Annotated in this window: 14 protein-coding genes; 11 read left to right on the plus strand and 3 right to left on the minus strand. The window is 37.9% G+C overall.

Annotated elements, in window-relative coordinates:
• Nucleotides 1-18: 18 nt before the first annotated feature.
• The 3 genes from AC55NX_RS05085 to AC55NX_RS05095 form a co-directional block, all read right to left on the minus strand.
• Nucleotides 19-804: a capsule biosynthesis GfcC family protein gene (locus AC55NX_RS05085; RefSeq protein WP_038178821.1), complete on the minus strand. Its 786-nt coding sequence runs from the start codon at nucleotides 802-804 to the stop codon at nucleotides 19-21.
• Entirely contained in the window at nucleotides 801-1,508 is a 708-nt protein-coding gene (locus AC55NX_RS05090; protein WP_496994752.1) for a YjbF family lipoprotein, read from the minus strand. Before AC55NX_RS05090 ends, AC55NX_RS05085 begins: the two co-directional genes overlap by 4 nt.
• 83 nt (nucleotides 1,509-1,591) lie before the next feature.
• A complete protein-coding gene (locus AC55NX_RS05095) occupies nucleotides 1,592-1,891 on the minus strand; it encodes a hypothetical protein (protein ID WP_496994753.1) in 300 nt (99 codons plus the stop codon).
• A gap of 959 nt (nucleotides 1,892-2,850) precedes the next feature.
• On the opposite strand from AC55NX_RS05095, the gene AC55NX_RS05100 reads away from it, so the two are divergent.
• The 11 genes from AC55NX_RS05100 to AC55NX_RS05150 all read left to right on the plus strand — a co-directional run bounded on the left by AC55NX_RS05100 (nucleotide 2,851) and on the right by AC55NX_RS05150 (nucleotide 15,985).
• The gene (locus AC55NX_RS05100) at nucleotides 2,851-4,155 is read left to right on the plus strand and encodes a capsule assembly Wzi family protein (RefSeq protein WP_496994754.1); all 1,305 of its coding nucleotides are present in this window, start codon (nucleotides 2,851-2,853) and stop codon (nucleotides 4,153-4,155) included.
• A gap of 39 nt (nucleotides 4,156-4,194) precedes the next feature.
• A complete protein-coding gene (locus AC55NX_RS05105; RefSeq protein WP_496994755.1) occupies nucleotides 4,195-6,846 on the plus strand; it encodes an SLBB domain-containing protein in 2,652 nt (883 codons plus the stop codon).
• An 80-nt stretch (nucleotides 6,847-6,926) separates the two neighbouring features.
• Nucleotides 6,927-7,925 (plus strand): Wzz/FepE/Etk N-terminal domain-containing protein, encoded by a 999-nt coding sequence (locus AC55NX_RS05110; RefSeq protein WP_496994756.1) that lies wholly within the window; start codon nucleotides 6,927-6,929, stop codon nucleotides 7,923-7,925.
• A 121-nt stretch (nucleotides 7,926-8,046) separates the two neighbouring features.
• On the plus strand, nucleotides 8,047-8,820 hold the full coding sequence (gene rfbF, locus AC55NX_RS05115) for a glucose-1-phosphate cytidylyltransferase (RefSeq protein WP_496994757.1): 774 nt from the start codon (nucleotides 8,047-8,049) through the stop codon (nucleotides 8,818-8,820).
• Between the two features lie 4 nt (nucleotides 8,821-8,824).
• Nucleotides 8,825-9,904 (plus strand): CDP-glucose 4,6-dehydratase, encoded by a 1,080-nt coding sequence (gene rfbG / locus AC55NX_RS05120; protein ID WP_496994758.1) that lies wholly within the window; start codon nucleotides 8,825-8,827, stop codon nucleotides 9,902-9,904.
• A 2-nt stretch (nucleotides 9,905-9,906) separates the two neighbouring features.
• The gene (gene rfbH / locus AC55NX_RS05125) at nucleotides 9,907-11,223 is read left to right on the plus strand and encodes a lipopolysaccharide biosynthesis protein RfbH (RefSeq protein WP_496994759.1); all 1,317 of its coding nucleotides are present in this window, start codon (nucleotides 9,907-9,909) and stop codon (nucleotides 11,221-11,223) included.
• A gap of 4 nt (nucleotides 11,224-11,227) precedes the next feature.
• Entirely contained in the window at nucleotides 11,228-12,070 is an 843-nt protein-coding gene (locus AC55NX_RS05130; protein ID WP_496994760.1) for an NAD-dependent epimerase/dehydratase family protein, read from the plus strand.
• Complete coding sequence (locus AC55NX_RS05135) at nucleotides 12,067-13,341, plus strand: flippase (RefSeq protein ID WP_496994761.1); 1,275 nt, start codon at nucleotides 12,067-12,069, stop codon at nucleotides 13,339-13,341. The genes AC55NX_RS05130 and AC55NX_RS05135 overlap by 4 nt, the downstream gene beginning before the upstream one ends.
• A gap of 1 nt (nucleotide 13,342) precedes the next feature.
• Nucleotides 13,343-14,281 carry a glycosyltransferase family 2 protein gene (locus tag AC55NX_RS05140; protein WP_496994762.1) on the plus strand — a complete coding sequence of 313 codons (939 nt, stop codon included), beginning with the start codon at nucleotides 13,343-13,345 and terminating at the stop codon, nucleotides 14,279-14,281.
• 6 nt (nucleotides 14,282-14,287) lie between these two features.
• Nucleotides 14,288-15,187 carry a sulfotransferase gene (locus AC55NX_RS05145; protein WP_496994763.1) on the plus strand — a complete coding sequence of 300 codons (900 nt, stop codon included), beginning with the start codon at nucleotides 14,288-14,290 and terminating at the stop codon, nucleotides 15,185-15,187.
• 87 nt (nucleotides 15,188-15,274) lie between these two features.
• The gene (locus tag AC55NX_RS05150) at nucleotides 15,275-15,985 is read left to right on the plus strand and encodes a class I SAM-dependent methyltransferase (protein WP_496994764.1); all 711 of its coding nucleotides are present in this window, start codon (nucleotides 15,275-15,277) and stop codon (nucleotides 15,983-15,985) included.
• The last annotated feature ends 5 nt before the right edge of the window (nucleotides 15,986-15,990 follow it).

Consider the following 15,990-nt stretch of genomic DNA (forward strand, 5'->3'; position numbering starts at 1 on the left):
CACCGGATAAATGTTTCATCATGGCAATCTGTTTCTTAGTAGCTCGACAACAAGGTCGTTAGGATTTTGGAGGCGATCATTTGGATAAATGACAGGGAGTTCTTCTACCGGAAGAGGGACATAAACAATCGCCCCCGGGGCGATTTCTGAAAAAGAGTAGTTCCAGTATCCCGTCTGGTGTTGTTCGACCTTACCATCGGGTTGGATCACCGTGACTTTCGAAATGGTGTTATCAAATAGCCCGGCTGTTTGCGCATAGCTTCCCGCATCCAGACGAGGCTGCCACGTTTGTTTTCCCGGTTTTGTAACGCCACCTAAAACCAGCACATCTTTAGGCGTGTATTTTAGCGTCATGAGCCAGTTACCGGTCAGTTTAGGATTCAGTGGCAGACTGAGGCGGGTTGCATCTGGATCAATCGTGTGAAAAATTCGCTTCGCATAGTGTAGTGATTCGAGTGAGTTTCTGAGCTGTGACCAATAGAACCAAGAACCATGATATCGTTTACTGGCAATGGCTTGCTGCTTTGCGATGACGCCGAAAACTTGTTGTTTTAACTTTAATTCGACATTGATGTCATATATGCCGGATGTGAACCAGTCGATCTTACGCCTATCTGCGTCCGTTTTATTCAGCGCCTGTAATACAACCTCATCGAGCCGAGGGCGATGATTGTAGGTGAGATGGCGTTGTGGTGATGATTCAAAATGAATCTCTACATCAGTCGATGATGCAGCAAATGAAACGGATCCCACGCCAGTGCTGATGCATAAGGTTAAATAAACGATGACTTTCCATGACTTCATCCGCGATTGTCTCCCACATAACGCTTGCCGAGAGAAAGGGTTAATCTTTCTGACCCCGGAAAAATGTACTGCTCACTTGCAATCACTTCACCCGATTGGGGATTGAGCCAATAGTGATTCTGATATTGTTGTTTTATCTGTGGAATCTCGACCTGTTCAATAACATGAAGCAGGGCTTGAGTTCCATTGGGCAAGTGCTTGTTTTCTATCTCTTGTAGCGTAAATGTAGATAGCGCCTGATAGCGGGTGTGATATCCAGGAGACCAAGTTATTTTGTATTTCCAAGAATGAGGTGTTGTGTCTTTCTGGAGCCCTAGTACCAGTGGATCAATATTTGCTGACTCAAGGTGAATGAGGTTGCCCTCTTTTAAATTGACGGTTTTAATCACCCGACCTGCTTGTGTCACCAACATTTCTCGGTTCGCTGACAGCCACTTTAAATTGGCCGGATGTTCTGGTGAATTGGTTGGTTCGGCCCATGTGAGTATCATCAGGGCTAATGGGTTTTCTCCCATCCTGACATATAAGCTTGCGTAAGGCAGTTCCTCAACCTTGTCTGGTGAAATGGCATGATTATCCGGTCCCCAAAAAGCTGACTGAATAGTTTCAGACAAGTCCTGCGCGTTTTGAGCACATCCGGCAAGAAAGAGTAATAGTGTGAAAAATAAGTAATAATAGTGAGAACAACGAAAGAATTTTGTCATAGAGGCATAATCAAATGAAATAAACAACAACCGCCAAAGACGGCTGTTGTTTTTATTACATAACAAATAGTCAATAACTACTGTTACTGAGCTGAAGTCACTGTTGTTGTTGTGTCATTAGAAGCACTGACCGCGACAGCTGTCGCTGCAACGATCGCTGCAGTTGCTGCTGCAATAGTTGCGCTTATTCCACCAACGGCTGCACCAGTCGCTGCTGCAACACTACCAGCGGCACCAGCACCAGCACCAGCGGCACCTGCGCCGGCGGCACCAGCACCACCAGTCCCACTGGCACTACCGGAAACAACTCCAGCAGACGGGCCAGCATATGCAATACCACTGAAAGCAAACATTGCCAGTAAAGTAATTGCCGTTTTCTTCATACTTATCTCCTAGGAAATAACATTAACATCGATGTTGCTCACAAAATACACAAGAGCTTATTAAACATAATACATTTGGGAAGGTTATGTAAACTAGGCTGTGTGAAATTATCGGCTTATGTTGAGTTATTATAAAAAATTCATAATCTGTTTCCACAAGATTTTTATGCGCATCTTGTTGCGTTTTTTGCCTTCACATTAACTTGATTTAGAGGTGCTTCCCTTTCTTGTTCTCTGTTTTATAAGATTTTCTGGTGAATGTATTTAGTTATTGTAATCCAGAAAATTGGTGTTTCAAATTTGATTCTCAAATTAAAAACATAAGTCTAGACAGGCTTATGCTTTTAATTATATTATTGTAACTTTATCTAGATGAAAAATAAGGGTTTTTCTTAAATAATTTGTGATATGACGTATGGTAAGAATGATACATCAATACTATGTGTCAATTGGTTAATTGAGCATTTGCCAAATTGGATTTTCTCTACTAATACTATGAAACACAGGTATAAATATCTGGACGTTTTCAGGTGATTTATTGTTTGTTCTTTATATGATATTACCTATTTATATTGTATTTAAGCAGTGAGCAATTCTAATATGTATAGCATATCTGGATTTTTAAACTGTTTTGTCTAAAAATTCTAATATTGACACATTGACACTTAGTTAGAATGAAAATAGATCGGGTACACTGCGTATTTTTTTGAGAATCTGATCCAGACAACGTTTTTGACCGTATTTACTCGCGATGTGCGAGTGTTTGTTTTGAGTACAAGGATGAGTCTTAGCATGCTTTCTGGGAGGCTGACCCAAGGGCGGTAGCGTACTTGAACCAATCTTCTTTCTTCTAATTACCGTCAGTTTATTTTTGTGGTGTGAGTATAATCTTGTTGGCTAAAAATATAACTCTAAGATTCTTTTCATTTTATCTTATTGGTTTACCGTTGCTTTTTTCTTTGAAAAGTGAAGCGGCACCTTGGTTACCCATGAATGATGCCTATCTTAGGTCTGATCTACAGATGCTGGCGGATGCTGGTCTTATCTCTGTACCTATCAATTCCTATCCAATACGTTGGTCTCGCCTTGATACCGATCTGCAGCTGATGCAGATGGTTCAACTCCCCCCGTCGCTTGAGCAAGCCTATCAACATCTCAGTTACGCTTTAAGCCAAGATTCTATAGGAAATAGCCGCAACAAGCATGTTTCTTTGGGGTACGCTCGTGCTCCTCGGGACGACAGGAGTTTTGCCGCACCGCTAACCACACACTGGCAGGTGAAATCGAGTTATGAACTCGTAGAAAGTGAATATGCTTTTCGTGTTGCAGCCAGCTATCAACGTTCGCCGGATAAATTCGGCAATGAAGACACTGACTATGGACTGGATGATAGTTATATTGCTGTTAATTTGGGAAATCTGAGTGCAACTTTTGGCAGTCTGCAACATTGGTGGGGCCCGACTTCGATCTACAATCTGGCTTGGGGATATACGCGTAACACTGTGCCCGGTTTTAGCTTGGCTTATGATGCCTATGACTGGCCGATACTCGGTAGCTGGCATGCTGAAACTTTCTGGGGATTTAATGAAACACCAAACCGGAATGATAAGCAGTGGTCGAATCGATTTGAGTTTAGTCCTGTCAACCGGTTGAATATTGGTTTGGTTTATCAGAAGTGGTTTGATAAACCCGACTGGGATGGATATTTGACGGGGTCAGTTCAACCGCAGGACGGTGAACAAGAGCAATATAGTGTTGATATTCGCTTGAGCCTGCCAGCATTAAATGTGGGAACCGTCTTGACTCAGAGTATTTATGCGCAGGGAGCCAGTTTAGTCAATGATCGCTCATTGGGTTCTCTGGTCATCGGCTGGCAAAGCCAGTTTGATCTTGGTGGGCAGTCGTTACGTTGGGTTGCAGAGGTCAAGCAGTTAACTGATGAAGCAAAGCAACAATGGCGAAACATGTTGTCTGATCGTACGACAATGGTTGGGCAACATGACTATCAGTCAATCAATGGCATGGATGGCGGGGAAGCAACATCATTGAAACTACTTTGGATCACGCCTGATAGCTGGGAATGGACATTGCAAGGGCAGAGTTATCAGCAGACAGATGATGAAACCCTGAAAAAATTAACGGCCTACGTGCGTCTGCCGTTGGCAAATAGTCGCCTGACATTAGGCTCTGATTTCATTCCTGATACAAAAAATAATCAAACCGATAAATGGAATTACTGGGTTAACTGGGATTTTCGTTTTTAATCGATTCACTATCAATTGTTTGGACATTGGATGAACTTGATGAGATATATTCTATTCAGATTAGTTATAGTTTTTTTTGTTTTCTTTAGTAGTTTTTCTTCTTGGTCTGCCAATTTCACCGCATCACAACTCGCCCAATTTAAGCAGTTATCACCAGCGCAACAGCAGGCATTGGCTCGGCAATATGGTGTTGATCTGTCAACTTTGATGGGCTCGGGTGAGGCTGGAGAGATGTCTCAGCCAGTTCAGACGATACAGCCGAGAAATGTTGATAAAAAACCAAAAACAGAGGATGACACTCAAATAGAACAGGGCGGTAGCTCTGAACAATTAGTTGACTTTGGTTATGATTTATTCTCAGGCCAGCCTTCAAGCTATACCCCCGTTGATGATTTACCGGTTCCGAATAATTATCTGATTGCCGCTGGTGACGAAATTCGTGTGCAACTGTTCGGCAGCCAGAATAGTAGTTATAGCCTGAGTGTTTCACGAGATGGTTCTATCCAGTTTCCTGAACTGGGGCCGATTCATGTGGCCGGTCAGACTTTTAGTGAGTTGAAAGCCAATCTGACTGAACGAATCAAAAAACAGATATTGGGTGTTGATGTCGCTATTTCACTTGGCTCATTACGAATGATGCAAGTTTATGTTACTGGTGATGTTTATCATCCGGGTGCATACAATATTCCCAGTCTAGCTACTGTCACTCAGGCATTAATTGCGGCTGGGGGATTTAATAAAAGTGGTTCATTAAGAAAGATTACTGTTCGTCGGGATAATCAAGTTGTTACACAATTGGATTTATATCATTTGTTATTAGATGGAAATAAGCAAAATGATATTCGGCTGCAATCAGGTGATACTATATTTGTTGGCCCCAAAGGTGCTTCTGTCAGCATCCGAGGCGAAATACAACGTCCTGCGATTTATGAAATCAAATCGGGAACTACCATTGAGCAGCTCATGGAGCTTGCCGGAGGAAGTAAAGCGAGTGCTTATTTACCTCAACTTCAGATTAAGCGCTATCAAAACAATGGAATTCATATCCATACACTTGATTTGACCCAAGATAAAGACCAGTCATTTGTCCTGCAAGATGGTGATGATATTACGATTAACCCAGTTAGTGGTGTATTAAAAAATGCAGTGATTGTGAGAGGTGCAGCAATTCGGCAAGGTGCGTATGCCTATTCTCAGGGAATGAGAGTGTCGGATTTATTCTCTTCAGCGGATGATCTGGCACCGAATGCGGATCTTGATTACGCGATCATTGTGCGCGAAACGGGATATAAACATAACATCAAAGTCTTACAATTTAGTTTGAATCATGCCATCAATATTATGAATTCAGCGGATGATCTTTTATTGCAGTCAAATGATCAACTTTTTGTTTTTGCTAGCGATATTTCCTTGAATGAATGGAAGAGTGAGTCCGTACAACGACAGCCGGCAACATCCGATGATTTGTTTACTCATGCTGAAAAACAGAAGACGCTGAAGCACCCTAAAAAGCGGGATGAAGTAACCGGAATTGAACTGGTTGATAGTGAAAAGCCTAAGTTAGCTATCCAGGATAACGACAAAAGTCAGCAGGAAATGCAAAACAGTGATCCTGCGTCGCGTGCGAGATTATTAGAACCCTTAATTACCCGGTTACAACTACAAGCAGTCAATGGCGAGAGAGCGAAAGTCTATGAAATCAGTGGCGCTGTTCGTTATCCGGGCGTATATCCGCTGGTTGAAGGCGGCAGCCTAAAAGATGCAATTGCTGCGGCTGGTGGGCTGTTGGAGTCGGCGGCTAAAGATGAGGCTGAGTTGTCCCGGGTTGTTCCGATGCCCGGCACAATTGCGATTCATCACCAGCAGTTTGATTTACTGAAATCGCTGACCAATCCTAATGATAACTTTTTGCTCGAATCAAAAGATCGAATTGTGATTCAACGTAAAACGAACTGGAAGACAAACAATATTGTGGAGATTCAGGGAGAAGTGATGCATCCCGGAAGTTACACGATTAGCCAGGGCGAAACAATTCAAGATTTAGTGAAGCGTGCAGGGGGACTTTCCCAGTTTGCCTATCCGCAAGGTGCAGTCTTTAGTCGTGAGGTTCTCCGTTTACAAGAAGAGCAGCGGATGAAAATGGTCACCAATAATCTCCGGCAAGAGATCGCTTCACTGACACTCCGACGTCAAAGTAGTGCTGCAACGTATACCTCATCTCCGACAGAAGCGATGAAAGTTGTCGATGATCTGTTAGATATTCCTGCTGTTGGCCGTTTAGTGATTGACTTGCCTAATATTCTATTAGGTAACGCCCAAGATGATGTCATGCTTGAAGATGGCGACAAGCTTTATATTCCGCCACGAAGAAATACTATTTCTGTCCTTGGCCAGGTACAAATCGCAAGTAATTTCACATTCAAATCCGGCATGTCTGTCGAGAAATACATTAACTTAGCCGGCGGAGAGAAAAAACAGGCGGATACAGACCGTGTTTATGTGATTCGGGCTAATGGTGCGGTAATGTTACCTAATCAATCTCACTGGTTTGTTCGTTCAGAGAAACCTTTAGAGCCCGGAGACACTATTGTTGTTCCGATTGATACAGATTATCTGGACGGTTTAAGTACATTTAGTACTGCAACACAAATGATGTATCAGATAGGTGTCGCATGGAATGCAATTAAATGATTGATTTTTTAATAGTAATCAATATACGTTGTGAGTCAGTGACGATAGACGTTTGGGAATTAGAAGGGCAATGACTATTTATGACTGAACATAAAAGCCAACGAATTATCGATCTTCCGGAAGCTAGGTCTCCGATATCACAGCCAAAAGAAATGAATGATGAGATAGATTTCAGCGTGTTGTTTGCTGTATTGTGGCGCGCCAAATGGTTCATTATTACCTGTACCTTATTTTTCGCAATTGTCGGGGGCATTTATGCATTTATGAAACCTGATATTTATCGGGCTGATGTTCTGCTCACGCCAACAACAGCTGATACAACGTCTCAGCTCGAGTCTGTTGCGAGTCGATTTGGAGGCTTGGCATCGCTAGCTGGTATTAATGTTGGTAATGGTTATTCAGGAGTACAAAAAGCGTTGTATGCTATACAGGTACTTCAATCTCGAAAATTTATCGGAAACTTTATTCTGAAACATGATTTATTAGTTCCTTTAATGGCTGCAGAAGGATGGGATAAAGAGAGTGAGGAGCTAATATATAACTCCGATATATACGATGTAAAGAGCAGTCAATGGGTGAGTAAAGAAGGAAGAGTCATCAAGCCGAAATTGCTTGTCGCCATCCATTATTTTAAGCGAGAAATATTACAGATTGATATTGATACTGAGGCAAAAATGATCACAATTAGTGTTGACTTTTATTCTCCGTATATATCTCAGCAGTGGGTAAATTGGTTAGTAGAAGATTTGAATCATGAGATTCGCCTTCAGGATATGACTGATGCTCAGAATAGTATCAATTATTTAAATCAGCAGGTTCTTCAGACAAGTTTGGCTGATACTCGTTCAATGTTATATCAGCTGGTTGAGCAACAAACAAAGAAATTAATGTTAACCAAAGTCCACCAAGAATACGTTCTTAAAACTGTAGACCCGGCAGTAGTTGCTACTGGTCCAGTTAAACCAAGACGATTGTTAATTATAGCAATTGCATGTGTACTGGGTGGATTTATTGCTGTATTAATTGTTTTCGTTAGACAGTTAATTATTAACAATAAAATAAATGATAATTCTCAGTAGTAATATGGGTTATACCACGGTTAGTTCATATAATTCTGTAAGGTGTTTATTTTTTCAGAATGATATTTCTATGTGATAAATTTCTTTGATGTCCGTAGAATAATAATTATTGGAGTGATTTATGAAGGCTGTGATTTTAGCCGGTGGATTAGGTACTCGGCTAAGTGAAGAAACAGTGATCAAGCCGAAACCAATGGTTGAAATTGGTGGGAAACCTATTCTTTGGCATATCATGAAAATATATTCTTTTTATGGTGTAAATGAGTTTATTATTTGCTGCGGTTATAAAGGGTATGTGATTAAAGAATATTTTGCGAATTACTTTATGCACATGTCGGATATTACTTTTGATATGGCAAAAAATCATATGCATGTCCATCATAAACGGGCTGATCCTTGGAAAGTTACATTAGTGGATACCGGTGAGGAATCAATGACCGGGGGGCGGTTGAAACGTGTTCGAGAGTATATTAAGGATGAGTCTGAGTTTTTCTTTACCTATGGTGATGGTGTTGCCGATGTCAATATTGCCAAGACATTAGATTTTCATCGTTCCCATGGCAAGCTTGCGACACTGACAGCCACTTATCCTCCCGGGCGTTTCGGTGTTCTTACGATAGAGCAAGATTCAGTGCGTTCATTTCAGGAAAAACCGAAAGGGGACGGGGCCATGATTAATGGCGGTTTCTTTGTCCTCTCCCCTAAAGTCATTGACTTGATTGATGACGATCAGACCACTTGGGAACAAAACCCATTGAATCAGCTGGCTGCGGATGGGGAATTAATGGCCTATCGCCATGACGGTTTCTGGCAACCTATGGATACGCTGCGTGACAAAATGAAACTTGAGGAATTATGGGAGACTCGCCAAGCTCCATGGAAGTTGTGGGAGTAGTGATATGGCAAATCCATTATTTTGGAAAGGAAAGAAAGTATTTATAACAGGTCATACCGGTTTCAAAGGGAGCTGGTTGACATCATGGCTGGCTTTGATGGGAGCGCAAGTCAAAGGCTTTTCTCTTGAAGCGCCTACGACACCAAGTCTATTCCATGTTGCAAAGCTTGATGAGTTGTGTTCAGAGCACCAGATTGGTGATATCCGTAATTACCAGCAACTCTGTCAGGCTATCAAAACCTTTTGTCCTGATATTGTGATTCATATGGCTGCTCAGCCGTTGGTACGATATTCCTATGAAAATCCCATTGAAACATATCAAAGTAATGTGATGGGGACGGTTCATCTACTGGATTCGATTCGACAAATTGATTCTGTCCGTGCGGTTGTATGTGTAACCAGTGATAAATGTTATGAGAACCGTGAATGGGTGTGGGGATATCGTGAAGTTGACCCCATGGGAGGATATGACCCTTATTCTAATAGTAAGGGATGCTCCGAGTTAGTTATCAGCGCATACCGTAATTCTTATTTTAATCCTGATAATTATGCCAGACATGGTGTTGCAATTGCCTCAGCCAGAGCTGGTAATGTCATCGGTGGAGGAGACTGGGCATCAGATCGGTTAATCCCTGATGTGTTAAAGGCATTTGAACAACAACAAGAAGTTGAGATTCGTAGCCCAAATGCGATCCGGCCTTGGCAGCATGTCCTTGAACCTTTATCCGGATATTTGACATTAGCGGAAAAGTTATATGAGCAAGGGGCTGACTATAGCGGCGGGTGGAATTTTGGCCCTTATAGTGCCGATGTCCGTACCGTTCAATATATTGTTGATAAACTCGCTCAGTTCTGGGGGAATGGCGCATCATGGAGAGTTACAAAAGGCGAACATCCTCATGAAGCTCATTACTTAAAATTAGATTGCTCTAAAGCAGCTCAACTGCTGGATTGGCATCCTCGTTGGAATTTATCCAAAAGTTTAAAAGGTATTGTGAATTGGCACCATGCATGGTTAGGTGGTGAAAATATGCAAGATTATGGTTTGAATGAAATTAAAAATTATATCGAGAGCAGAGATTAAGCATGACTGAGCAAGAACTACGAACTCAAATCGCAGAATTAGTAAGCCAATATGCTGAACAAAAATATCAACATAAGGCTTTTAATCCGGGTGCAGATGTTATCCCACCTTCTGGTAAAGTTCTTGGTAAAGAAGAGCTTCAATATATGGTTGAAGCATCCTTAGATGGCTGGTTGACAACGGGTCGGTTTAATCGAGCTTTTGAGAAAAAATTAGGCGAATTCTTTGGTGGGGGGCATGTATTGACAACGACGTCAGGCTCTTCTGCGAATTTATTAGCAATGACTGCACTGACATCACCAAAGCTAAAGGATCGTGCCCTCAAACCAGGGGACGAAGTGATTACTGTGGCTGCAGGATTCCCAACAACTGTGAACCCCATTATTCAGAATGGATTAATTCCAGTCTTTGTTGACGTAGATATACCAACTTATAATGTGGATGCGCGGTTAGTTGAAGCTGCTGTGACAGAAAAAACCAAAGCAATCATGATTGCTCACACGTTAGGAAATCCGTTTAATCTCAAGGAAATTAAGCAGATTGCGGTCAAATATAACTTGTGGCTTATTGAAGACTGCTGCGATGCTTTAGGAACGCTTTATGATGGCAAGCATGTCGGTACTTTTGGTGATATAGCAACGGTAAGTTTTTACCCAGCTCACCATATTACTATGGGTGAAGGTGGTGCAATTTTTACTCAATCAGGTAAATTAAGACGAATTATCGAATCATTTAGAGATTGGGGAAGAGACTGTTACTGTGACCCAGGATGTGACAATACTTGTGGACAACGTTTTTGCCAGCGATTGGGAACTCTACCTTATGGTTATGACCATAAGTACACTTATTCGCATTTAGGTTACAACCTTAAAATTACAGATATGCAAGCTGCTTGCGGATTAGCTCAACTTGACAAACTGCCGGAATTTATTCGAAAACGGAAAGAAAACTTTATCTATTTAAAGGAAAAATTACAGGGTTGTACTGATTTTATTGAATTACCAGAGGCTACAAATAATTCAGAACCGTCTTGGTTCGGATTTCCTATTACATTAAAAGAAAGTGCAGGAGTAAATCGTGTAGAGTTGATTCAATTTTTAGATGAAGCCAAGATAGGGACACGACTGTTATTTGCTGGGAATTTGACACGTCAACCTTATTTTTCGGATATAAATTATAGAGTTGTTGGAGAGTTAATCAACACTGACCGAATTATGAATCAAACCTTCTGGATTGGTTTGTATCCTGGACTAGATATAATTCATTTTGACTATATTGTTCATAAATTTGAAGAGTTTTTTGGGCTGAGTTATTCATAATAATATGAGAATTATAATACTAGGGCTAAATGGCTACTTGGGGAGAAATCTAGCCAAGTATTTATCACAAAAAAACAATTCTATAGTTGGGTTGGTTAGACATCCGTTTTCTAGTGAATATTGTCAAGTTGTCAATATAAACCATCCTGAATGGAAACAATCTATTTTAAATTTTAATCCAGAGTTAATTATTAATACAGTAACATGCTATGGAAGAAATGGAGAGTCAATCAATGAAATTTTAGAGGCGAATGTTACGTTCCCTATAAAAATTATCGATAGCATACTTGAAGAAAATAAAAATTTTAGAATTATTAATTGTGGGAGTAGTTTACCCAAAAATATGAACTTGTATTCTCTAACAAAACATCATCTCAACGAAATTTTCATTCATTATTCACACCTGCACAATATTGATTATATCAATCTGAATCTGGAAGGGTTTTATGGGGTTCAGTGTCATAATTCATTTATTAATAATATTTTTCAACTCTGTATTCGTGGTGATGAAATTAAATTAACACCCGGGGAACAATATAGAGATTATATATATATAGAAGACTTATTGACCGCGATTGAAACAGTGATACAACACATTCATCAATTTAGTGGATATGATAAAATAGATATAGGTACAGGTAACCCAATACAAATAAAGAAACTAGTAGAGAAAATATGTATTCTAACAGGTTATAATAAAGAACCTTTGTATGGTGCGTTGAAATATAGAAATCATGAGCTAATGAAAAGCTGTGCTGATATTAGTGCATTGTCTAGTCTAGGGTGGAAAGCATCACATAATATAGATAGTGGGTTATCTGAACTATACTTGAATGAATTTAAATGATTGTTTTGAAAGATAAAATAATTTCATCTATATTTAATTCAGGATGGCTTGTTCTGGATAAATTTGTTAGATTGATAATTGGTGTCCTTGTGAATATATATTTGGCAAGGAAAATGGGAGCAGAGTATTATGGTGAAGTTAGCTACGCTATTGCTTTTGTTGCTTTCTTTGATGCAATCAATCTTCTTGGGTTAAATCAAATTATTGTTAGAGAGTTAAGTCAGTCCAAAGATAATAAAAAGTTTATATTGAATGTTACAGTATCTCTAAGACTTATTTCTGCATTTTTAAGTTTTTTCCTGAGTATTTTTTTTGCATTTTCTCTTGGAAAAAATTTCTTAGCAATTGCTATAGTATCTTGTGGTTTAATCTTTTCATTAGGTAATGTTTGTGATTTGTTTTTTCAAAGTGAAATTAAAAGCAAATATACAGTAATTGCTAAAATAATTGCTTATGTTTTTTCTGCATTGTTTAAGGTTTTTATTATATGGTATGGTGGTTCAGTTTCTTTTTACTTAATTGCTGTCCCTCTAGAAATTATAACGATAAGCTTTATTTTGATATATCTACTCTACCGTAAATATAAATTAGTATTTGTAATACGTTTACCTAAATTCCGATATGATAGTTATTATCTAGAAATATTAAGAGAATCTTTCCCTTTAATGATCTCTAACCTTGCAGTGATAACATTTATGCGTTCTGGGATTATGACCGTAGAATATTTTTTAGGAAATCGAGCTGTTGGATTATACTCTGTTGGTGCAAATCTTGCTGAAATGATATTTTTTGTTCCAGGTATTATAGTTACAAGTTTTTCCCCTATTCTAGCAAGTTTGTCTAAAAACAATAAAGAACGATATTTTTTATTATATCAACGGTTAATGTTTGTTTTTTGGTGGGGCAGCTTTTTTAGTATTTTGCTCTATGGAAGTTTATTGTACTATCTGATTCCTTTTTTATATGGTGCTGATTTTTCTTTAAGTAAATATATATTTATCGTTCATCTATTATCTTTTTTACCTGTGTGTATAGGGTGTTGCCAAACTATTTGGGTTATCAATGAGAAAAAACCTAAAATAATATTAATTCAAACTATAGTCGGAGCTTTATTAGCTTTGGTTTTAAATGTTTATCTTGTTCAGTCTATGGGGGTTATTGGTGCTCCAATTGCAATATTAATCGCCCAGATTGTTCAATCATTTGTTGTTAATTATTTTTTCTGTAAAGATTTATTTGTATTTACTTTCCGTTCTCTTCTGTGGAGATGATATGTTAAGCATTTGTATTCCTACTTTGAACAGGCCCTATTATTTATTTAAAGCACTTTACTCTATCTATCATCAGGAAGAAAGTATAATACCTTTTGAAATATGTATATCTAACAATTCTTCAGATTCTGATTACACCGAAGTAGAACTATATATACAACAACTCAATGAAATACATAGAAATATAAAGTACGTCAAACAAGAAAAACGACTATCTTTAGATAAACATATGCACTTTGTGATCAATATGTCAGAAGGCGAGTATGTCTACTTATTAGGTGATGATGATTATTTCAAAAAAAATGCTTTTATTATTTTAGATAAACTTATTCATGATGATATTGATTTAGCTGTCGTTAATGCAAACTGGATAGATGGTGAGGGGAAATTGATTTCACCAGTACATTCAGAACCTGTAAATATTGAAGGTTTATCGAAGTATGAAAAATACCTACATCTTTATAATAAATGCACTTATGGTGCTCTTCTGATAAGAAAGTCACTATTTTCTGATAATAATTTTAAAAGATTATATAATACGTCACATGCTTACAGTTGTTTTTGGATTGAGCTGCTAAACAATGATATACCAAGAAAAATTACATATCAAAGTGGTAATGTCTGCGTTAATTTGAGAGCAGCTGAAAAAAGTTATAATTTAGTGGATGTTATTTTTAATGATGTTAATCTATTTTTTATTAAATTAATAAATAGTATTAACTCTGAAGAAGGAAAAAACTCTGTGTCAGAAGCATATAGAAAGTATAAGGAAAGGAATTCTAGTATCCAATTTTTATGTGGGTTACAAAAAAAAGGTGTAACTATATCGCAGATAAAATATACCAATAATAATGATAACTCACTTGTTTTTAAAATAAAGAAGTTACTTTCTTATGCTATATTTAAATTACTTGTTCTTACTAAAATTGTTAATATATAATCGATTATGAAAATTGACTTTATTGTTGTTGGTGCTGCTAAATCGGGAACGACTTCTTTATTCCATTATTTGAACGATCATCCGGATATTTTTATCCCAGATGTAAAAGAGTGCCGTTTTTTTTCTAAACTAGATAAAGATTTCAAAGGTCTCGGTGCGGAATATTATAGTAATGAAGGTATTACTGATGATGACGATTATCGAAATATTTTTGCTGGGAATGAGGATAAAGTCTGTGGTGATATCTCAAATGATTACTTATATTACTCTACTCGTAGTATCGAAAATATAAAGAAATATGTGGGGACACAAGTTAAAATAATTATTATTTTAAGAAACCCTGTCGAAAGAGCATTTTCTAGTTATATGCATCACATTCGTGAAGGGTGGGAAACGCTATCTTTCCGTGAGGCTCTTGATCATGAAGAGCAACGTTTGGCTGATAACTGGGGGTGGACGTACCATTTCAAAAGAGCGGGGTTATATAGTCAATCTGTAAAAGAATATATTGAGAACTTTGAGAATGTGAAAATATACACTTATGAGGACCTTCGTAATTTAGATTGGCTACTAAATGATATCTGTTCATTTTTGAATGTCGATGAAAATGTCATTAATGTCAGTGGTGTGGAGAAGTTTAATGAATCAGGTAGACCTCGATCTAAGTTTATTCATGATTTTTCAAATGGTAGAGGAATTTTTGCTAATACAATTAAGCCTGTTGTTAAATCCTTAATCCCTAAATCGTTGATAAATAGAATTAAGAGAAAAATAAGTAGTGCAAATCTAATTCGAGAATCTATAAAATCTGAAGATAAAAATTATCTGATTGACTATTATAAGAATGATATTCGTAAGCTCGAGACAATCCTTAAAAAGGATTTGTCTAATTGGTTAGAGAAGTGATTTTTAAGGGAATATATGTGTAAATGTCCAATCGATTCCAACGAGGTGAATTTTATTTTCCAAGAGAAAGTTTTGGGGAAATACGATGTGAATTATTACAAATGTAGTCATTGTGGAATTATAAAAACAGAGACACCTTATTGGCTTGATGAAGCATACAGTGATGCAATTGCTAACTCAGATATCGGTCTGTTAGACAGAAACAATTATAATGCTAAAATGGTTTTGACAATTTTAAGTATTTTGAATCGTGTTCATGATAGAGTCGTTGATAGTGCTGGGGGATATGGTATTTTAACAAGATTGCTGCGGGATCGAGGTATTCATTGTTACTCTTCAGATAAGTATTGTGAAAATCTGTTCTCAAGTGAATTTTGTGGTGATAATGTCAAGAATATAAAAGTATTATTAGCTTTTGAAGTTATGGAACATTTGTCAAACCCAATAGAATTTTTGAGTGAGAATATAGATGAATATAATCCGGATCTGTTGATATTTTCGACTCAGACTTTTGTTGATAACCCTCCTTTAAATTGGTGGTATTACTCATTTCATACAGGGCAGCATGTCACCTTTTATCAACAGAAATCACTTGCTATGCTCGCAAATAAATTTAACTTAAAATACTATATGATTAATGATTCTTATCATATTTTTTCTAGAGATACAATAAGTTCGGCGAAACTATTTCTTATAAAAAATAAAATAGCTAGAAAAATTATTCATATTTTTTGTGAAAGAGTATCTAAGTCAAGAAGCCTTTTACAAAGTGATTATAATAAAATAATATCTAAATAGTGGAT

It is taken from the genome of Vibrio rubrogenes (assembly GCF_059641415.1).